General features: G+C 71.4%; 18 protein-coding genes. 7 read left to right on the top strand and 11 right to left on the bottom strand.

The window, feature by feature from the left end; translation table 11 throughout:
- Positions 1–2 precede the first annotated feature (2 nt).
- The 9 genes from HDA41_RS16955 to HDA41_RS16915 form a co-directional block, all read right to left on the bottom strand.
- The gene (locus HDA41_RS16955) at positions 3–701 is read right to left on the bottom strand and encodes a hypothetical protein (protein WP_184984839.1); all 699 of its coding nucleotides are present in this window, start codon (positions 699–701) and stop codon (positions 3–5) included.
- Between the two features lie 7 nt (positions 702–708).
- Entirely contained in the window at positions 709–1533 is an 825-nt protein-coding gene (locus HDA41_RS16950; protein WP_184984837.1) for an SAM-dependent methyltransferase, read from the bottom strand.
- Positions 1534–1669: 136 nt separating this feature from the next.
- Positions 1670–2149: a hypothetical protein gene (locus HDA41_RS16945; protein WP_184984835.1), complete on the bottom strand. Its 480-nt coding sequence runs from the start codon at positions 2147–2149 to the stop codon at positions 1670–1672.
- 115 nt (positions 2150–2264) lie between these two features.
- The gene (locus HDA41_RS16940; RefSeq protein WP_184984833.1) at positions 2265–2963 is read right to left on the bottom strand and encodes a polysaccharide deacetylase family protein; all 699 of its coding nucleotides are present in this window, start codon (positions 2961–2963) and stop codon (positions 2265–2267) included.
- Between the two features lie 2 nt (positions 2964–2965).
- Positions 2966–3640 carry an endo-1,4-beta-xylanase XynA gene (gene xynA, locus HDA41_RS16935; protein WP_184984831.1) on the bottom strand — a complete coding sequence of 225 codons (675 nt, stop codon included), beginning with the start codon at positions 3638–3640 and terminating at the stop codon, positions 2966–2968.
- 263 nt (positions 3641–3903) lie between these two features.
- Positions 3904–5256 carry a DUF4407 domain-containing protein gene (locus HDA41_RS16930; RefSeq protein WP_184984829.1) on the bottom strand — a complete coding sequence of 451 codons (1353 nt, stop codon included), beginning with the start codon at positions 5254–5256 and terminating at the stop codon, positions 3904–3906.
- On the bottom strand, positions 5246–6766 hold the full coding sequence (locus HDA41_RS16925) for a coiled-coil domain-containing protein (protein WP_230299595.1): 1521 nt from the start codon (positions 6764–6766) through the stop codon (positions 5246–5248). Before HDA41_RS16925 ends, HDA41_RS16930 begins: the two co-directional genes overlap by 11 nt.
- Before the next feature lie 5 nt (positions 6767–6771).
- Positions 6772–8937, bottom strand: coding sequence for a hypothetical protein (locus HDA41_RS16920; RefSeq protein WP_184984827.1), 2166 nt, complete (start codon positions 8935–8937; stop codon positions 6772–6774).
- An 18-nt stretch (positions 8938–8955) separates the two neighbouring features.
- The gene (locus tag HDA41_RS16915; RefSeq protein ID WP_184984825.1) at positions 8956–9717 is read right to left on the bottom strand and encodes a hypothetical protein; all 762 of its coding nucleotides are present in this window, start codon (positions 9715–9717) and stop codon (positions 8956–8958) included.
- A gap of 324 nt (positions 9718–10041) precedes the next feature.
- On the opposite strand from HDA41_RS16915, the gene HDA41_RS16910 reads away from it, so the two are divergent.
- On the top strand, positions 10042–10569 hold the full coding sequence (locus HDA41_RS16910; RefSeq protein WP_184984823.1) for a Pycsar system effector family protein: 528 nt from the start codon (positions 10042–10044) through the stop codon (positions 10567–10569).
- 22 nt (positions 10570–10591) lie between these two features.
- Here HDA41_RS16910 and HDA41_RS16905 read toward each other — a convergent pair whose 3' ends face one another.
- Both HDA41_RS16905 and HDA41_RS42280 read right to left on the bottom strand, forming a co-directional pair.
- Positions 10592–11293, bottom strand: coding sequence for a Crp/Fnr family transcriptional regulator (locus HDA41_RS16905; protein ID WP_184984821.1), 702 nt, complete (start codon positions 11291–11293; stop codon positions 10592–10594).
- Between the two features lie 244 nt (positions 11294–11537).
- Positions 11538–12608 carry a LuxR C-terminal-related transcriptional regulator gene (locus HDA41_RS42280; RefSeq protein WP_184984819.1) on the bottom strand — a complete coding sequence of 357 codons (1071 nt, stop codon included), beginning with the start codon at positions 12606–12608 and terminating at the stop codon, positions 11538–11540.
- A 282-nt stretch (positions 12609–12890) separates the two neighbouring features.
- Between HDA41_RS42280 and HDA41_RS16895 the strand changes: the two genes are divergently transcribed.
- The 6 genes from HDA41_RS16895 to HDA41_RS16870 all read left to right on the top strand — a co-directional run bounded on the left by HDA41_RS16895 (position 12891) and on the right by HDA41_RS16870 (position 20070).
- Positions 12891–13688 carry a hypothetical protein gene (locus HDA41_RS16895; RefSeq protein ID WP_184984817.1) on the top strand — a complete coding sequence of 266 codons (798 nt, stop codon included), beginning with the start codon at positions 12891–12893 and terminating at the stop codon, positions 13686–13688.
- A gap of 186 nt (positions 13689–13874) precedes the next feature.
- Positions 13875–14459, top strand: a complete 585-nt coding sequence (locus tag HDA41_RS16890; RefSeq protein WP_184984815.1) for a GNAT family N-acetyltransferase — start codon at positions 13875–13877, stop codon at positions 14457–14459.
- 217 nt (positions 14460–14676) lie between these two features.
- Positions 14677–15261, top strand: a complete 585-nt coding sequence (locus tag HDA41_RS16885; RefSeq protein WP_184984813.1) for a cysteine hydrolase family protein — start codon at positions 14677–14679, stop codon at positions 15259–15261.
- A 29-nt stretch (positions 15262–15290) separates the two neighbouring features.
- Entirely contained in the window at positions 15291–16319 is a 1029-nt protein-coding gene (gene hypE / locus HDA41_RS16880) for a hydrogenase expression/formation protein HypE (RefSeq protein ID WP_184984811.1), read from the top strand.
- Positions 16320–16349: 30 nt separating this feature from the next.
- Positions 16350–18731, top strand: a complete 2382-nt coding sequence (gene hypF, locus HDA41_RS16875; RefSeq protein ID WP_184984809.1) for a carbamoyltransferase HypF — start codon at positions 16350–16352, stop codon at positions 18729–18731.
- Between the two features lie 4 nt (positions 18732–18735).
- The gene (locus HDA41_RS16870; RefSeq protein WP_221511538.1) at positions 18736–20070 is read left to right on the top strand and encodes a diaminobutyrate--2-oxoglutarate transaminase family protein; all 1335 of its coding nucleotides are present in this window, start codon (positions 18736–18738) and stop codon (positions 20068–20070) included.
- The last annotated feature ends 22 nt before the right edge of the window (positions 20071–20092 follow it).

Below are 20092 nucleotides of genomic sequence, written 5' to 3'. Positions count from 1 at the left end.
GGTCACTCCTCGTCCGGGGCGCTCTCGTCGGGGGCCCCGCCCTCGATGAGCCGTTCCGCGATGTCGTCGGCCCACTCCTGGGCCCAGCGGCGTAGTCCGGCGACGGCGGCGGCGTCGAGACCGTGGGCGGTGAACGCGCTGTCGTCGAGCCAGTCCGTGCCGGTCAGCCGGGCCTGGAGGTCGGTGAGATCGAAGGGTTCGGGGGCGTGGCGGCGGCCGAGTTCCTCCAGTTCGGGGTGGCTCCAGCGGGCCGCGGCGGCGTGCACGTCGACCAGGTCGCGGGCGAGGCCCCGGTCGGCCAGGTCCCGCACGCGGGTGCCGACGAGGTCGTCGAGGGAGAGGGCCGGCCCGAGCCCGGTCGTCACGGGCGGGCGCCACAGCACCTCCTTGCGGATGCCGACCTCGTACTCCGCGCCGGTCGCCGCGTCCGTGACGAGGAACTGGGCGGACAGCGGATCGCTCTCCAGCGTCCGCACGAGCCAGCCGCGCGCCACCAGCCCGGTGCGGACGGCGTCGGCGATGCCGTCCATCCCGGCGGGGTGCTCGGTGGCGACGTCCACGTCCCGCCCGTCCCGCCGCACCAGCCCGTGCGCCAGCACCGCGTACCCGCCCGCGAGGACGAGGGCGTAGGGCTCACCCACCGCGAGAAGATCGTCGATGAGCCGCCGGACCGGCTCGGGGGCGGGGCGTGGTGCGGCCATGTCCTGATTATCGCGGGGCGGCTTCCTGGGGCTTGCGGCCCACGCCGCAGTACGCGTCCACACCAGCGGCGTCCTCATCGGCCGGCCCCGCGGAAGGCTCCGGCCGCCACTCCGGCACCCGTACGACTCCTGGCTCGACCAGCTCCAGCCCGTCGAAGAACCCGGCGATCTCCGCGACGGGCCGCACGTGATACGGCACGGCCCCACTCGCGTTGTAGGCCTCGGACGCGGCGATCATGCCCGCACTCGTCGCGGTGCTGTCGCCGATCACCAGGTGGCTGCCGGCCGGCAACCCCGCCATCAGCCGTCGCACCAGGTCACGTGCCTGCTCGTAGTCGGCGACGTGCCCGAGGGTGTTGAGGATCATCAGGCCGACCGGCCGGGACAGGTCGAGCGTGCCCGCGGCGGCCTCCAGGACCGCCTCAGGGTCGTACAGGTCGGCGTCCAGATAGGCGGTCCTGCCCTCGGGCGTGCTGGTGAGCAGGGCGTTCGCGTGGGCCAGCACGATGGGGTCGTTGTCGACGTACACGATCCGGGAGTCCGGCGCGACGCGCTGGGCGACCTCGTGCGTGTTGTCGGCGGTCGGCAGCCCGGTGCCGACGTCCAGGAACTGCCGCACCCCCTGCTCGACGGCCAGATACCGCACCGCCCGTCCCAGGAACCGACGGCTCGTGACCGCCACGTCGACCAGACCCGGGAAGATCGACTTGATCTGGTCGCCGATCTCGCGGTCGACCTCGTAGTGGTCCTTGCCGCCGACGAAGTAGTTCCAGAAGCGGGCCGAGTGCGGCTTGGACGTGTCGATACGGGCGCGCAGGGTGTCGTCGAGCACGGCAGGGCCTCCTGAGGGGTGGGGAAGGGGGGCCGGTCCACCAACCTAGGTGAACTCCGTACTCCCATACGGACGTTGTTCCACCCGTCACCGGTCCACCAGGGAGTTTCGGCCACGCGGAAGCGAGCCGCCGCCGTCACACCCCGCCGGAGGCGAAACCGCCCAGGCGCCGTCCGCCGCTCTCCCCGTCGTTCGCGTGTCGCCGCGTCGCCAGCCACACGCCCCGCCCCAGGGCCCACAGCACCAGCCCGGCGGCGACCGGCGTACCGAAGATGATCAGCAGCCCGGCACCGATGTTGGCTCCGACGCCCCCCGCGGTCAGGATCCGCCATCCCACACCGGCCATGAGCCCGACGACCACGAGCGGCCCGAGCACCCCCCACCATCGCCGGTCCAGCGCACCACGCCGCGCCCCTCGCACGAGCACCGCCGCACCGACCCCCGCCAGCACCAGCGCGAGCCCTCCGGCGCCGGCGGCCACACCGTCCCCGATGTCCCACGGCTGATAGGCGTAGTCCAGCTCACTCGCCGGCACCCCGTCGTAGTCCTGCTGCCCCATCAGCCCCCAGGCGGCGACGGGCACCCCGAGAACGAGCGCGACCCCGGCCGAAAGCATTCCCCGATTCCTCATACGGCCATGGTCTCCGGGTGGGGCGGGGACGTCATGAGCACGTGTACTCACGTACCCACGGCCAAGGCGCGATGGCACTGGCGGCCATCGCGCCGTTCGGTCAGCCGGGAGCCACCGCCCTTCCCGTCTGTGGGGAGATCGTCCCCGCGCACAGGCCCCGGGCCGTCAGCCCCTGGGCGATGCGGGGGATCGCTGCCAGGGTGTTGGCGGACCAGTCGTGCAGGAGGATGATCTGGCCGTTGGCGAGGCGGGCGGCGGCCTGGACGATCGCTTCGGTGCTCGCGCCGTTCCAGTCCTGTGAGTCGACGTGCCAGATGATCTCGGTGAGGCCGTGCCGGGCCGCGACCGACTTGACCGTCGCGTTGGTCTCGCCGTACGGCGGGCGGAACAGTTTCGGTGTGCCGCCTCCGGCGTTGGCGATGGCCTGCTGGGTCCGGGAGATCTCGGAGTCGATCTGTGCCTGGCTCAGCCGGGTCAGGTGCGGGTGGGTGTAGCTGTGGTTGCCGATCCACATGCCGGCCGCCACCTGGGCCCGGACCAGGGACGGGTTGGCGGCGGCGTACTGGCCCTGGTTGAACATCGTGGCCCGTAGCCCGTTGTGGCGGAGGGCGTTGAGGAGTGCGGTCGTGTTGCCGGACGGGCCGTCGTCGAAGGTGAGTCCGACGTATCCGTTGCAGGCGGCGGCCTGGGACGGGGCGGCGGTGGCCGTGGGGGCCGCGAGGGCGGCGGCTGCGGCCGTCGCCAGGACGGTCAGCCTCGTGAGCAGGGCGCGGAACGAGGGCCGTGGTGTGGTTCCCATCGTCAGCGCACCGTGATGCGGGAGCTGCCGCTGCTCTGGTAACCCTCGGTCGCCATGATCATGTAGTACTTGAAGCTGCCCATGGGCATACCGGCCCGGGCCCACGCGTCGAAGTGGTTGCCGGTGGTGATGGTGCCGCCCGTCCTCTTGGACTGCCGCACGCTCCAGTACTGGTCGAAGGTCCGTGTGCCCTCGACGGACGGGGCGTTGTAGCGCGTCGTCTTGTAGATGTCGTACGTGCCGCCGTCGCTGGTGACGGTGCCCTTGTACGTACCCGTGGGCCGGTACGTGCCCCAGTTGTCGACGATGTAGTACTCGACGAGCGGGTTCGCCGTCCAGCCGTAGAGGGTCAGGTAGGCGTTGCCGGACGGGTTGAACGTGCCGGAGTAGGTCACGGTGCGGCGGGAGCCGTTGCTCCAGCCCTTGCCCGCGACGAAGTTCCCGGTGTTCCGCCAGGAGGTGCTGTAACTGCCGCCCGCGGACAGGTTCATGGAGACCGTGCCCTGGCTGTCGGTCCAGAACGAGTAGTAGTAGCCGTCGTGCGTCCCGGTCTGGTTCCTGGTGACGACCGTGTCGGCGTGGGCGGTCCCCGGCAGGGCCATGCCGGCGACCGCGACCAGGAGCAGGGTGCAGGCGGTGCTGATGAGCAGCCGCAGGCGGCTGAGTGAGTGGGTCATGGGGATGCTTCCTCCTCGTCCGTGTGGGGTCGTGACGGAGGTGTGCTGTTCCCGGGAGTGTTGGCCTGGCCCTGCCAACTGTCAATGGTTTCGGTAGTTGTTGCGAAAGATTCGTTGACGCGAATGTTTGAGTGATGGTGAGTTCGCGCTGTTCACGGGCGGGTTGGGGCTGGGATGAACCGGAGGCGGTGACGGGAGTGGTGGCATCCCAGCCGGATTGAGGAATTCCGTTACTCGAATCTTTCGGAGCGTTTCCGGATCATCTAGGTCCTCACCCCCCGGGCCCGCATGATCCGCCCCATCCTCGCCTCCAGCTCCGCCCGCTCCGCAGCCGCCCGCTCCGCCCGGGCCCGCTGGTACTCGTGCTCCAGGCGGGACTTGCGGTCGGTCGAGTCCACCTCCACGTGGTGGCGCTGGACGTCGTGCTCCAGGCGGGCGCAGGCGTGCTGGACCTGGAGCTCCTCGCCGTACAGCGTGCGGCTCGCGCGGTGGCGGGCGCCGAGCAGGGTGTCGTACGTCGTGGCGCCGCTGAGGACCTTGGCCAGGACGGGCATCGCGTCCAGGCAGAGGAGGAGCAGGTGCAGGACGATCGTCAGGAACAGCGCGAAGCCGTCCGACCCGGCGACCTCCTTGAGGCCGTGGGCGCGGGTGAGGATGCCGTCGGTGTCCAGGGCGGCGGCCCGCTGCCGGGTCTTGTCGTCGATGGCCTTCTGGAGCAGCGGCTGGTAGTCGTCGGCGGCCCGGTCCTTGCGGGCGGCCAGGGCCTGGCCCTGTTCGACCAGGTCCTCCAGCTGCCTCTCGTACGTCTTGATCTTGCTGTTCTTCTCGTACTCCGAGGTGGCCCTGCGGGCCCGCTCGCAGGTGATGGTGACGTCCCGGACGCCGCCCCGCCAGATCCAGTACTTCTCGCCGCACAGGCGCTGTTCGGTGGACTGTTTGCCGCCGAGTGTCTTGTTGATGCCGACGACCTGGGTCCGCAGGGCCGCCGCGCGGTCGCCGTTGCTCTTGATCTGGCGGGCCAGTTCGGCGGGGGAACCCTCCACCTTCAGCTGGTAGCGGGCGCACTCGGGGCGGTCGGTGGTGGACGCGCCGTCGGTGGGGTTGCAGGAGACGAGCAGGCCCCGGTACTCGGCGACCTTCTGTTCGTTGCCGACGGCTATCTCCTGGCGGATCTCCTTGTCGAAGATCTGGAAGAGGATCGGCTCGGCGATGAACAGGCCCAGCAGCACCGAGAGAAAGAAACGGACCAGCAGTGTCCATTTGCGGACCGACGTGCCGTGCGTGCTGGAGACCAGCCAGCTGTCCAGGGCCAGGACCACCCAGAACCAGAGCACCGCGACCACGGCGACCGCAGCGAGCGGCAGGTCGGAGCGGAAGCTGGAGAGCGCCAGGACCATGGAGAGCGCGCCCAGCAGGGCCGTGTTGACGACGAGCACGCCGTACCAGGTGTAGCGGGCGCGTTCCTCCGGCACCCAGGCCAGCAGGGGTTCGTCGATGCCGATCAGCCGGCGCAGCCGGGGCGCCCAGCCGGACGCCGCCGGCGCCGGGCGCGACTGGCCCCGGTCCTCGTCGAAGGCGGCGCTGTCGGCCGGGCGGAGCGGGGTGTCAGTCGCCAAGGCGCCCCTCCTGGTTCGCGGGATCGAAGTCGTCGGCGTCGTCGGCGTCGTCCGGGGCGGGCTCGGCTTCGGCGGTCCGCCGGTGCGCCCGGCGCAGCTCGCCCTTCACCTCGCCCTTGAGCTCCGCCTGCGTCATCTCCGGGCCGCCGCCCTGCGACGCGTTCTGGTGGTACGCGACGTCGCCGACGCTGTTGATGAAGGCGCCCGCGTCGTACATGGTGCTGTCGAACAGGCCGCGGTCGATGGCCTGTTTGCCCAGGGTGGCCCGCACCGCGAGCTGCTCCTTCGCCCACTCGCGCCGGTCGCGGTGGAGTTCCTTGGCGTCCGTGCGCTCCTCCTGGCGCTGCCGCAGCCGGTCCTCGTGCTCCAGGTCCCAGCGCCGGGCGGCCTCGTGACGGCGGGCGGCCGTCTCCTCGCGCTCCTCACTGCGGGTGAGCTCCTGGCGCCGGTCCTCGCGTTCCACCTGCCAGCGCAGGTCGTCCCGGTCCAGGCCGCGGCGCGTCATCTCGTAGTCCCGGTCGAGCCGGAGCCGGTCGTCCTTGCGCGCGTCCCAGCGCTCCTCGGCCGCGTGCAGCCGCTTGGACAGCTCGTCGGCGCTGATGTCGCCGCTGCGCCAGGCGAGGTAGTCGGCGGCGATCGGGTCGGAGCCGACCAGCTTGATGTCCTCCTCGATCTCGGCCCGGGTGAACCGGTTGCGCCGGCGTTCGATCTCCAGCTCGTAGTCCTGCTGCTCGGCACCGGCGCCGCGCTCGTAGCCCGTGCGCAGCGTCTCCTCCTCCTGCCGGTTGCGCTCCTTGCGCATCGCCTGGAGGTTGCGGATCTCCTCGTGCTTCAGCTCCAGTTCGGCCTCGCGCAGCGCCCGGTCCAGGGCCGCCTCCTGCTCCATCTCCTCCTGCTGGCGCCGGCGCAGGCGTTCCCGGCGGGCCTTCTCCATCTCCTCGACGTACGCCGACATCTCCTCGGGCGTCAGGACCTCGATCACCCCGTGCCGGGCCCGGATCCCCGACACCACGGAGGGCCGCATCTCGTGGTACGCGGTCAGCCGGGCGTCGATCCGGGCGCGCACGCCGGCGGTGTCGACGATGGGCAGGTCGCTGCCGTCCTCGGTGAGCCCGGGCACCTCGCGCAGACGGGCGAGCAGCAGCTCCTCCACGTCGGTGACGCCGTCGCGCACGACCGCGCACGGGTCGGTGACGGTGCAGTGGAACCAGGCCCGTACGGTGAAGTCGCCCGCCTCGGCCGACGGGATGCGCGTCTCCACGACGACGGGAACCTCGATCCGCCGGTCCACGACCGTGACCGAGCTGGCCCCGACCACCACCGGGTCGTCGGCGCTCAGCTGCCCGTGGTCCTCGACGTACTCCTCGCCGACCCGGAAGACCCGCACATGGTGGGCGGCGACCCTGGGCAGCTCGTCGTCGCCGCGCGTCACCCGCTTGCGCCAGATGCCGCCGCGCTTCTCCGGCCGCCCGTACTCCCGCTGCTCGACGAGCGGGTATTTCTCAGCCATGCCTGTCAGTCCTCCGTGCTCAGTACGGCGGTAAGGAAGATGTCGACCCAGGGTCCGGCCGCCCCGTCGGTCCGGGCGGCGACCAGCCGCAGGGCCGCGGCGAGCGGCGGACCGTCGCCCGGGGTGAGGGCTTCGCCCAGGGCCCCGCCGAACCGTTCGGCCACCTGCTCGGGCCGTTCCGAGACGGCAGGCAGCTCGCGCAGGGTGGCGTTCAGCGCCGCCACGGCCCGGCCCCGGCGCGGCAGGTTGTCCAGTACGCCCGCCCACAGCTCGCCGATGCTGGCCGTCTGCCGACCGTCCCGCTCCATCAGCGACGCGCACACCAGCCGCCCGGTCCGCGCGTCACGGGCCCGCAGCACGGTCAGGGCGGCACCGAGGAGGTTCTCCTTGTGCTGCCCGGTCAGCGTCTCGCGCTGGGCCCGCAGCCGGTACGCCAGCGGCCGGAACACCGCGCCCGTGTCCTGCCCGCACTCCGCGAGCACGGCGACGAGCCCGGCCAGCGCGAACGCCGCGTCCACGGGCAGACCGCCGCGCCGGATGATCAGCCGGAGCAGGGTGGTGACGGCGTCCGTGGGGAAGCGCACGCCCAGCGCCCCGCTGAACGCGGCCACCGCGGTCGACCGCAGCGCCGGGTCGGGGGAACGGGCCCAGCCGCGGGCCACGCCCAGCGCGGTGGCCGCGAGGCTCTCGTCCAGGCACATGCACTGGAGCACCAGCGTGGCCGTCGACTGCCCGGCCGGACCGGCGGCACCGCCCGCCCACGGGTGCAGATAGTTGTCGGCGACCTCGTCGAAGGCGGGCCGGGTGAGCAGCGCGAGCCCCTGCGCGACGGACAGCTGGAGCCCCAGCCCGGGCTGGGCGGCGACGAGTTCGCCGAGCCAGTCCCGCACGCCGTTCCAGTACGGCGTGGAGCGTTTCGTCCACAGCTCCTCCAGCGCCCACTGGCGGTACTGGGGATGCGGGAAGACCAGCGCGGTGCGCGTCAGCGGGCCGTTCTTCCGCTCCGCCACGGCGACCAGCTCGTTGCGGGACAGCGACTGCCGGCGGTCGACGGTCCGCCGGGCCACCTCGGCCTGCTCCTCCTCGCTCACCGGGGCCGGGAACGCCGGGGCCACCCAGGACTCCAGCCGCTCCTGGCAGGTCTCGAAGTCGCGGTAGCCGGCGCCGTTGACGAAGGCCAGCGTGGTGACCTCGGCCCACTCCTGCGGCGTACGGTCCCGGGCGAACCAGTCGCGTACGGGCTGCGCCGCGCTGCTGCCGTAGTCCTGCCAGACCTCGTCCGGCGCGGCCCCGCACGCGATCCGCTCGGCGGCCGCCGCGACCTCCGCGATCCGGCACCCGCCGGGCATCAGTGACACGGCCCGCTCCACGGTGTCCCGCACGCACCCGGCCCGCACCAGCCGCACCCGCAGTACGGCCGTGAGGTCCGGAAGCTGCCAGGGCACGTGCCGTACGGACTCGACGACGGCCCCGTCGCCGGGGTGCACGGTGGTGACGACCAGACGGGCGTCGTGCTCGCGGACGGTGTCGCGCACCCGCCGCCAGTCGAAGTCCGCCGTCTGGGCGCTGTCCTCGCCCATCCGGTCGAGCAGGACGTAGCCGACGCCCTTCTCGAAGGCGACCCGCCCGCTCGCGAGGTCGTCCAGGCTGCGGCCGGGGGAGAGGACGACGTACTCCGACCCGTCCGCGAGCGCGTCGACGAGCGCCACCGCCCCGGACCGCTTGCCCGTCCCCGGAGGCCCGAACAGCACCACGACGCCGTCCTGTTGGAGGGCGAGTGCGGCCTGCTCGAAGCAGGCGGGTTTGACGTACGGCGCGAGGATCGCGTCCGCCTCACCCGAGTCGAGGCGGCCCACGGCGCGGCGGCGGGCGTTGTCGGAGCCGGTGGTGCCGATGCCGAACTGGGCGCCGGACGCGCTGAGTTCTCCGTAGAAGTACTGGTTGACGTTGTTGTGCTGGACCTGGCCGGGTGGGGTGGCGGGGGCCGGTGGGTCGGAAGGGTCCTCGCCCGCGTTCTGTGGTTGCGGTTGCGGTTGCGGTTGCGGTTGCGGTTGCGGTCGCGGATCCGGCTCGGCGGGAGGGCCCTGCGTGGGCTGCGCCGGGTCCGCGTGGTGCGCCTCGGGTTCACCCTGGGCGCGCTGCTCGCGGTGTTCCTCGTGTTCCTCGTTCATCCTTGGCCGTCACTCAGGTCACTTGGAGATCCCGAAGACGGCACCCTGGGCATGGATGGTTCCGTAGTTCACCTGAACCACCGTGTCTCCAGGCGCAGTTGGGGTGCTGGAGGGGCGCGCGTCGACGGTCTCCGCGCTCCCTGTGCTCCCCGTCGCGCCGGTCCCGGCCGGGGTACCGCCCGCCTCCCCGAGATCGAGGGCCTTCGCGTCGTATCCCGGCACCCGGATCCACGCCCGCCCCGCGTACTCCTTCTCCGCGACGCGTACCTCGCGGAACTCCTGCGGCCGGATCGTCGTGTACGCCTCGCCGATCACGTCGTTGAAGACGGTCGCGGAGACCGCGAGCGCCAGGTGCGCCTCCGGCGCCGCGACCAGCGCCGCCTTCAGCACCCTGCTGTCCAGCAGTCGCCCGATCTCGACCGGGGCGCGGCCCTCGAAGCCGTTGGCCGCGGGCGAGGCGGTTCCGAAGTGCACGGCGGCCCGCAGCCGCAGCCAGGCCTCGTCGCGCCGGTTGCGGTTGAAGGCGCGCAGACCGGCCTCCAGCCGGCGCATGAACGGGTCGACCAGGGCGGGCTCGGACGCACCCTGCGGCAGAACCGCGAACACCGAGTCCCCGCCGACCTGCGTCGCCCACTGCTCCCAGTCGAGTCCGGCCTCGGCGGCCGCCTCCTCGAGCAGCCGCCGGATCGCCTCCTGCCACTCGCGCTGCGTGACCACGTCGACGCCGCCGTATCCCTTCGCGTCGACCGCCAGCAGCAGTCTGCGACCGAACGTTCCCATGCCTGAACTCCCTGCTCACCGAGATGGAGCCGCACCCCGGGACCGGACCCGGGCCGGGGGCGCACTCCGGCAGACACCGGCGTCCGCTCCCCCCTCGCGCGGACGCCGGTAGGCCAGTCCTACACGCGCCGTCCGCCGCGAACCCCGTCGAAATACGGGATGCGGAAAGGTGCGGAAACATACAGGCGCGGCCTCAAGTTACGGACGGGTTCGGCAAGTTGCGGGGCAGGTCTTCCGAATCCCGCAGAAATCCCGGGTTCCGCGGCCGGTTTCGGGGCGTACTGGAGGCGCGCAACAGCCCACCGGCACAGAAGGAGCAGCAGCATGCCGTCGTCCACCGTCGACCGCCCCGACAGCCGCCCGGCGCAGTTCATGTTCACCGCTCTCCAGACCACCCACCAGCACGCCGACACCAAGGCCGGGATCCTCGCCGCGGCCCAGGCCGCTCTCGTCGGCACGGCCGGCTACTGGAGCGCCCCGGCCCTGCGCACCGCGTCGGCGGGCGGCGCTTCCGGCATCCTCGCCGGCCTGCTGCTCGCCCTGTTCCTCTGCGCGATGTTCGGCGGCGCGGGCTCCCTGGCCGCCACCCTGCGCCCCCGGGTCCTGCGCCCGGCCGGCGCCAACCGCTACAGCTTCGTCCACCTCGCCTCGGGCCCCGACATCCTGCCCGCCCGGGACTCCGACGCCGACGCAACCCCGGACCAGGAGCGCAAGGAGCTGTCCCAGACGATCCGGTTCCTGTCCCAGGTGGCGGTGCGCAAGTACCGGTGCGTGGCGGCGGCGGTGGTGTGTACGGCGGTGATGGGGGCGAGCGCGGGCCTGCTGGTCGTACTGCGTCCGCTGCTGGACTGATGCGGGGAGCTCCCTGGGCCCGTCACCCGTCGGGGGAGAGGTCGCCGATCTCCCTGAGCCGGTGCAGGTCCCGTATGACGGTGGACCCGTACCCCGTCTCCAGCAGCCCGTCGCGGCGCAGGTCGCGCAGCCCCTTGTGGACGGTCGTCTCGGCGGCACCGGTGAGCGCGGCCAGCTCGGGCTGGGTGAGCCGGCAGCCGAGCACCATGCCACCGTCCTCGACGGGACGGCCGTACAGGGTGGCGAGTTCCACCAGGAGCCGGGCCAGCCGTACCTTCGCCGGATAGCCCTTGAAGTCCAGGCGCCTGCGGTTGGCCCAGCGCAGCCGGTCGGCGAGGATCCCGGTCAGGGCCAGGTGCACCTCGGGCCGTTTGGCCAGCAGGGCGTGCAGCGCGCCCGGTTGCACGACCCGTGCGGTCAGCGGGCCGCATGCCGTCACGGTCGCCGAGCGCGGGGAGCCGTCCAGGGCGGCCATCTCCCCGACACTGTCCCCGCCGACCCGGACCGCGAGCAGCGACTCCTCCCCGTTCTCCACGCGTGCCGTCACCTTGGCGAAGCCGGTCAGCAGTACCAGCATGTGCCGGTCGCGGGCGCCCTCGCTCAGCAGCACCTTCCCCGCCCCGAACCGCGTCGGCACGCCCAGCGCGAGCAACTCCCCCCTCACGTCCGGCGCGACCGCCCCCAGCAGACTGCGCGCGGGCCACTCCACGGAGCTGTACGCCATGCCAGACTCCCCCGGCCGATCGACGAACCACGAGTCACGAACCACGAGTCACTCGAACCACGAGTCACTTGAATCCTGCCCGCTGTTCATGCCGCGGGTGGGGTACTCACGGGTATTTCCGTGACGCCGATGTCTCGCGCTCACCCGTGTCCTGCGGGTGGATGTCCCCACCGCAGCGACAGGGCCCGTGAGGAACGGGTCGGTGGACGCCGAGGCGGCGCGCCTGGAGCGTCCCGCCCTTCAGCTAGTGGCCGTTGAACGGCTCCTTGCTCAGCAGGTAACCGGCGTGCAGCCGATTGCGGGCGCCGATGCTCTTCATGATGTGGGATATGTGGCGCTGGCAATTCCGTAAGGAAATTCCCACGACCTGGGCGATGCGCTTGTCCGATTCTCCCTGGGTGAGCAGCGAGATGATCGCGTGCTGAATCTCGGACGTGGCCGCGGCCCGATCCGCCCGGCCGTCGTCGGATGTGAGCGCGGAAGCGGTGGTCCAGGCCCGGTCGAAAGCGTCCGACACAAAGGCGAGGATCTGCGGATCGCGTACGATCACGGCGCCTTTCGACCCGTCGACGAGCGGCAGGATGCCGACTTTCCGATCGAAAATGATGCAGCGCGGGAAACCGCTGGCGAGCGTGCGCACCTGTGCGCCGAGCGGGGTCACCAGGTCGACGTAGGCGAGGGTGGTGGGGCTGAAGCGCGCGGTGTGCTGGTAGAGGGTGCGCATCGTGACCCCCCGTTCGAGCAGCCTGGTGGTGCGGTCCATGCTGTCGGCGAGCACCTCCTCCTCGCGTGCGCCGCCGGGTTGCGAGGCCAGTGCCTCGTCGCAGCACTCCTCGGCGAAGCCGGTGATGAGCCGGCGCACGTCGGCCAGCTCGGAGACGATCTCCAGCGTGCAGCGCGACTGCTGGGACAGCGGGCTGTGCAGCTCCAGTTCGTCCAGGTCGCCGCGGAGTTCGTCGACGAGCGCCTGCTTGCGGTTCAGGTCCCGCTGGAGCGGGTTGAGGACCTTGACGCGGGCGAAGTCGACCGGGTGCGGGACCAACGGCTGATCCGAATCCGGCCGTTCCGGTTCCGGCTGTTCCGAATTCGGCCATTCCGATTCCGGCCGTTCCGAACCCGTGTGTTCGGTGCTCAGAAGTCCCAGCTCGCGCAGGTCCCGGACGGCTTCGTCGATGTCCCGCCGGTCCATTCCGAGCGCTACGGCCGCCGCCTCGGCGGTACAGCCCGGCGACTCGGAGATAAAACGGTATAAAAGGCTCGCACAGTCATGAAGCAGTGGCGTGGATATCGCATCGCTTCCCCCGATTCTTCCCACTTCATCCCCCTGTCATGTTTCCGCCAGGAATAACATGATCCCAGGCGGGACTGGTTTTGAAAGGCCTCTCCCCCCAGGATGAGGCGCGGCGTTGACGACCTCGACGCTCATTCGAAAGTAGGGGGTTTCCATGGCGCGTGTAGCGAGAAGCGTTCTCGCCATCGCGGCTTTCGCGGCTCTGTCCTTCTTTCTCGCGCAGGGTGCGGGCGTTCCGGCGGGAGACGCATTCCCCGCCGGCTCCGGGCAGAGCAATGTGATCAACGACCTCGGGTGGGGATGACCATGCCTCGTAGCAAGTCGTACAACACGTACTCCAACCTCCAGCGTCCCGAGTTCCGCAAGCGGGTGGACGAGCTCCTCCTGAAGTTCGAGCGTGACTTCTACGAACAGAACAAGGGCGCGGAGGGCATGCTCGACACCTCCAAGTTCGACATGGACCTCTACAAGCGCCACAACGTGGAGACCATGATCCGGATCGGTCTCAAGCGTGCCGTCGACCCGCTCGTCGCCAACTACTGGGCCACGCGCGACCCGCAGCTCTCCAAGGAGTGGGGTCTGTACGGCGCCGAAGAGGGGCGCCACGACCGCATGTTCGCGGGCGACCTGCACAAGGTCGGGATGACGGACGAGGAGATCTACGCGATCCGTCCGACCTTCGCCACCGAGCTGCTCAACGGGTACTTCTACTACACGCTCGCCACCGAGGGCCCGCTCGCCTCGATGATCAGCGGTTTCTACCTCGAGTACATCGCCGGCAAGACCCAGCCGGACTGGCTCGACATCATGGAGCGGCACGTCGGCGCGAACAACACCAAGGGCGCCCGTGCGCACCTCGCGCTCGACGAGGACGACGACCACGTCGACATGGTCTGGAACATGATCATGCGCGTGATCAAGGACGAGGCCGACGAGGAGCGCTTCGTCGAGCACCTCACGAAGATCAACTCGCTTTTCGTCTCGTACTTCGTCGAGGTCTACGCCTCGACGGTGCTGGGAGCCGACGCCGACCCGTCCCGTCTGACGCAGGCCGCCCCCGCCGCCGCGGTGCAGACGAACCTGCGGTCCCGCGCCACGGTCTGAGGTCCCACGGGTGACGGCGCCCCGGAGAACACCGCGCGCCCGCCCCGGCACCCGAACACCCCCTGCCGACACCTGACACCACGCACGCCGCACGCCACGCTGCCCGCCGCACCGGCGGGCGGCGTGGGCCGCGGTGCCCGGTGTCCCCGCGGGCTGCCCACTGTCAGGCCAACCACAGGAAGGTCCATGCGATACGAATGGCCGCGCGAACTGTCCGAGAAGGACATGCGCGAAATGATCGAACTGATGGACGCCGTCGCGGTCAAGGAGCAGACCCTCGGCTTCTACGAGCCCCTCGGCGTGGAGAAGGGAATGCCGCTGCTGCGGGCCTTCGACGCCGACCTGCGCAAGGGTGCGATCGACGTCCTGACGGTCCGTGACGATGCCGATGACAGGATCGTCGGCATGGTGACCCTCGCCCGGGCCCCGCTGCCGGCCCGCCGGCACATCGTCGACATGCGCCGTTGTGTCGTCGCCCCCGACCGCCGCGGCCAGTTCCTCCTGGAGGGCTGGTCCGAGGCCCTCAACAAGGCGCGCGACATGGGCTGCGAGGTCATCACCCTCGAAGTCCGCGACGACGGCCCGCTGGGGCTCTGGGAGCGGCTCGGCTTCCGCGAGTACGGGCGGCTTCCCGACTACGCCCGCGCCGACGGCCGCGCCGTCACCGGCCACTACCTCTACGCGCGCATCGCCGACATCCTGGCCCACTTCGAGGCCACCGGCACCTGGCTGCACGAGCCGCAGCACGACAGGGTCGCCGTCGCGAGCTGACCCCCCGGTTCCGCCCTGTCGAAGGGTGGTACGCACCGCACCACCCTCTCTCCCGGGACCCACGCGCGGGCGCTGCCGGCCGACGCCGCCGTGCCGCCCCCGGCGCCAGGCCGGGCCGCGCGACACGTCGTCGACCGTCTCCGGAACTGCTTTCCGCCGGCGCGCCCTCCAAACGCGCCCGGCGTCCACATCCACGGCAACACCGAAGGGCACACCCATGTCCAAGATCGCCGTTCTCACCAACGACCTCCAGTACGAGCTCGTCGAGAAGAACCCCGAGCGCGTCGCGGCCGTCGCCGCCGCCACCCCGCACTTCACCCACTTCCTCGACGAGATCCGCCGCCGCGGCCACCACGTCTTCCACCTCCAGCTCGTCAACGACCCGGACGACCCCAACGCCGAGCGCTACGACGGCCATCTCCCGGTCCAGCGCGGCACCCGCGGCGCCGAGATCCTCGAGGAGTTCCTCGCCCCCGAGGACGTCGTCATGGAGAAGAGCAAGGACTCCGGCTTCTACGAGACGGACCTGCACGAGCGCCTCCAGGACCTCGGCGTCGACACGGTCCTCGTCACCGGCATGCAGACACAGATCTGCGTCCAGACCACCGCCGCCGACGCCTTCTTCCGCGGCTACAACATCTGGGTCCCCGCCGACTGCGTCGTCTCCGCCCGCGAGGAGGACAAGGACCGGGCCCTGCAGTGGCTGGACGGCTACTGCGCCACCGTGTCCGACTCCGCCGAGGTGCTGGCCGTCCTCGACGCCGAGGGCACGCTGCCCCGCAAGAACATCAAGACCCCGTGACCGCGACCCTCCCGGAGGAAGGAAAAGCCATGCCCGCGAGCACGGCCGGCAGCAGCGACGAGATCCTCCTCGACCACGGCACCGGGGCGAAGCTGAGCCAGGAACTGGTCCAGATGATCGCCGAGACCCTCGGCGACGTCTACACAGGCATCATGGAGGACAGCGCGATCCTCCCGGTGGAGACCGGCCGCATCGCGATGACCACCGACTCCTTCGTCGTCGATCCGCCGTTCTTCGGCAACGGCGACATCGGCAAGATCGCCGTCTGCGGCACGGTCAACGACCTGGCCGTGGCGGGCGCCCGCCCCAAGTACCTCACCCTCGGCATGATCCTGGAGACGGGCCTGCCGATCGAGCGCCTCAAGCAGGTCCTCGTGTCGATCCGCGAGACGGCCCGCGAGGCCGGCGTGCAGATCGTCGGCGGCGACACCAAGGTGGTCCGCAAGGGCGAGGCCGACCAGCTCTACCTCAACACCGCGGGCGTGGGCGTCTTCGAGCGCGCGCCGCTGTCCATGGCCGATGTGCGCCCCGGCGACAAGGTCATCCTCAGCGGGCCCATCGGCAACCACACCGTCCATCTGCTCTCCATCCGTGAGGGCCTCGGCTTCGAGCAGCGCGTGGACAGCGACTGCGCCCCGCTGAACAACCTCATCGACGGAGTCCTCAGCCGGGTGCCGGACGGTGCCGTGCGGTCGATGCGCGACGTCACGCGCGGCGGTCTGACCGCGGTCCTGCACGAGTACGCCGGCAGGCTCGGCCGCACCGTGCGGGTCGACCAGGAGAGCCTGCCGATCCAGCACGAGACCGCCATGGCCGCCGACATGCTCGGCATCAACCCGCTGCACTGCGCCAACGAGGGCTGCCTGGCCCTCTTCGTCGACCCGGCCGCCGAGGCGGACGTCCTGGCGGCGCTGCGCTCGCTGCCGTACGGGGAGCACGCCGTGACCATCGGCGAGATCTGCGAGGACGCCGAGGCCCTGGTGCTGCTGCGGGACGCCGGCGGCCGGGAGACGCAGATCGAGGAACTCCTCGGGGCCGAACTGCCCCGGCTGTGCTGACGACCGGATCCAGGAACTGAGGAGAGCGCCATGAGCACCGTGACTGCTCCGCCGGATACCGCGAGCTCCCCGCCGCACACCGAAGAGTGGCGGCTGCGGGTCACCGGGGTGGTACAGGGCGTCGGCTACCGGCCGTTCGTCTACAAGCTGGCCCACGAGCTGGGCCTGTCCGGCTGGGTCCGCAACGACCCCGAGGGTGTGCTGGTGGAGGCGTCCGGACCGGACGCCGCCCTGGCCGAGTTCGCCGCGGGCCTGAAGGACCGCGCCCCCGAACTCGCCCGCGTCGACGGTGTCATGGTGACCCGGGGGCTCCCCACGGGCAGCGTGCCCGTGGGCCCCTTCACCATCACCCACAGCGAGCAGTCCGGTGCCCGCTCCGCGCTGATCCCCTCCGACACCCACGTCTGCGGCGACTGCCAGGGCGAACTCCGCGACCCGAAGGACCGGCGCCACCGCTACCCGTTCATCAACTGCACCAACTGCGGGCCCCGTTACTCCATCATCCAGGACCTGCCCTACGACCGGCCGATGACCACCATGGCGTCCTTCACCATGTGCGCGGCCTGCCGGGCCGAGTACGAGGACCCGATGGACCGGCGCTACCACGCCCAGCCCAACGCCTGCCCGGACTGCGGCCCCCGGCTGCTGCTCACCGACCGGGAGGGCCGGACCACCGAGGGCGACACGGCGCTGCGCGGGGCCGCCCAGGCCCTGGCCGACGGCGCGATCGTGGCGATCAAGAGCGTCGGCGGCTTCCACCTGGCGGTGGACGCCACCCAGCCGGAGGCCGTGGCCCTGCTGCGCCGCCGCAAGCGCCGCGACTCCAAGCCGTTCGCCGTGATGGTCCGGGACCTGGCCACCGCGCAGCGCCTGGCGGTGCTGTCCGAGGACGAGATCGACGTCCTGCGCTCGCCGGCCCGCCCGATCCTGCTCGCCCGCAAGCAGCCGGACGCGCTGCCCGAGTCGGTCGCGCCCCGCAACCCCAACCTCGGGATCATGCTGCCGTCGGCACCCCACCACCACCTGCTCCTGGACGAACCGGGTCTGGAGGCCCTGGTGATGACCAGCGGCAACGTCTCCGGATACCCGATCGCCTACCGCAACGAGGAGGCGCTGGAGCAGCTCTTCGAGATCGCGGACGTCATCCTCTACCACGACCGCGACATCGAGATCCGGGTCGACGACTCCGTGGTCCGGCTCTCCGTGCACGAGGAACTCGACGAACCGCTCCTGCAGTTCATCCGCCGGGCCCGCGGCTACGCGCCGTACCCGGTGGACGTGGGCCGCGAGGTGGTACCCGCCGTCGCCCTCGGCGCCGAGCTGAAGACGACGGTCGCCCTGTCGCACGGCAGGCACGTGTTCCTCAGCCAGCACATCGGCGACCTCAAGAACGACGAGACCTTCGCCTCCCACCGCCGCACCGCCCGCCACCTCGCGCGCCTCTACGCCCTGGAGCCGCGCCTGACCGCGCACGACCTGCACCCGCAGTTCCGCTCGACCCGGGCGGCGCTCGGCGAGGACGGCGCGGGCCGGGCCGTCGTCGAGGTGCAGCACCACCACGCGCACATGGCCTCCTGCATGGCCGAGAACCACGTCACCGGAACCACCCTCGGGGTGATCTTCGACGGTTTCGGATACGGCGAGGACGGCACGGTCTGGGGCGGCGAGTTCCTGCTCGGCGACTACGCCGCCTTCCAGCGAATCGGCCGGCTCCGCCGGCTGCCGCTGATCGGCGGCGACCAGGCGGTGCGCGAACCCATCCGCACCGGCTACGCCCTCGCGCTCGACGCCTTCGACGGCGACCGGGACCGGGCCGCGGCCGCCTTCCCCGCCCTGGCCGTCCTCGACGACCGGCGGCGCCACGTGTACGCCACGATGGCGGCCCGCGGCATCAACTCCCCGGCCACGTCCAGCATGGGGCGGCTCTTCGACGGCGCCGCCGCGCTCGCCGGGGTGTGCGCCAGGGCCGAGTACGAGGCGCAGGGGCCGATCGAGCTGGAGGGCCTGCTGCTGCGCGACGCCGCCCTGGAGCCGGCGTACCGGTTCGGGACCCGGGTGCCCGACGAGGACGCCGACGGCCCGGTCGAGGTCGACCCCCGGCCCGTGATCCGGGCCATGGCCGCCGACATCGCGGCGGCCCTGCCCGCCGACCGGATCAGCCGCCGCTTCCACACCGCCGTCGTGGAGATGGTCCGGGAGCGCTGCCGCGCCGTCCGCGAGCGGACCGGAGTGCGCCAGATCGTGCTCTCCGGCGGCGTGTTCCTCAACGAGTTCCTGTTGCTCAACTGTCTGACCGGGCTGACCGCCGACGGTTTCGACACCTACGTCCACCGACAGGTCCCGACCAACGACGGGGGAATCGCCCTCGGCCAGGTCATGGTCGCGGACGCCCGTACACCAGCTGGGAAGTGATGACGTGACCACCCTGACGCCGGACGAGATCTTCGCGTACGTCGAGGCCCGCGAATCCGGCGCCCGAACCTACGCCACCGCCTTCGGAGCGGTGCTCCAGGAAGGCCACGGCGCCCGCATCCGCGACGGCCACGGCGTCCAGTACCTGGACTGCCTGGCCGCCGCCGGCACCCTGGCCCTCGGCCACAACCACCCCGAGGTGCTGCGCCGCGTGCGCGAGTACCTGGAATCCGGACAGGTGCAGCAGGCACTCGACCTGACGACACCGGCCAAGTACGCCTTCCTGTCGGCCCTCTACGAGTGGCTGCCCGGCACGATGGCCGACACCTTCCGCACGCAGTTCTGCGGCCCCGCCGGCGCCGACGCGACCGAGGCGGCGGTGAAGCTGTTCAAGACCGCCACGGGCCGCCGTACCGTGCTCGCCTTCCACGGCGCCTACCACGGGATGACGGCCGGTTCGCTGGCCCTCACCGGCAACCTGGACGCCAAGGACCCGGTGCCGTCGCTCATGCCGGACGTGCACCACCTGCCGTACCCGTACGACTACCGCTGCCCGTTCGGACTCGGCGGCGAGCAGGGCGTACAGGTGGGGCTGACCTATGTGGAGCGGCTGCTGACCGACCCGGAGAGCGGCATCACCAAGCCGGCCGCCGTCTTCCTGGAGGCCGTGCAGGGCGAGGGCGGGGTCATTCCCGCGCCCCCGGAGTGGCTGCGCGGACTGCGGGAGATCACCGCCCGCCTCGACATCCCGCTCGTCCTGGACGAGATCCAGGCCGGCTGCGGCCGCACCGGCACGATGTGGGCCTTCGAGGAGTCCGGCATCGAGCCCGACGCGGTGCTCGTCTCCAAGGCCATCGGCGGCGGCTTCCCGCTCTCGCTCCTGCTCTACCACGGCCGGTACGACGCCTGGCGGCCCGGCGCCCACGCGGGCACCTTCCGGGGCAACCAGATCGCGCTGGTGGCCGGCGCGGCCGCCCTGGAGGTCATGGCCGAGGAGGGGCTCGTCGAGCAGGCCGCCGTCAAGGGAGAGCTGCTCGGCGGCCTGCTGCGCCGGCTCGCCCTGACCCACCCCGAGATCGGTGACGTCCGCGGCCGCGGCCTGATGTGGGGCATCGAGATCGTCGACCCCGACGGTCCCGCCGACGCCCTGGGCGCGAAGCCCGCCGACGGGGACCGCACCCGCCGGATCAAGAAGGCCTGCCTGAAGCACGGCCTGCTCCTGGAGAGCGGCGGCCGGCACGGCGCGGTGCTGCGGCTCCTGCCGCCCCTCACCATCACGGAGGAGGAGATCCACGAAGTGGTCGCCGCCCTGGAGAAGGCCATGATCGACTGCGGCTGAGGAACCACCCCCGGGACGCACG

Source organism: Streptomyces caelestis, assembly GCF_014205255.1.
GTDB lineage: Bacteria > Actinomycetota > Actinomycetes > Streptomycetales > Streptomycetaceae > Streptomyces > Streptomyces caelestis.
This window is presented reverse-complemented; position numbering and strand designations above follow the sequence as displayed.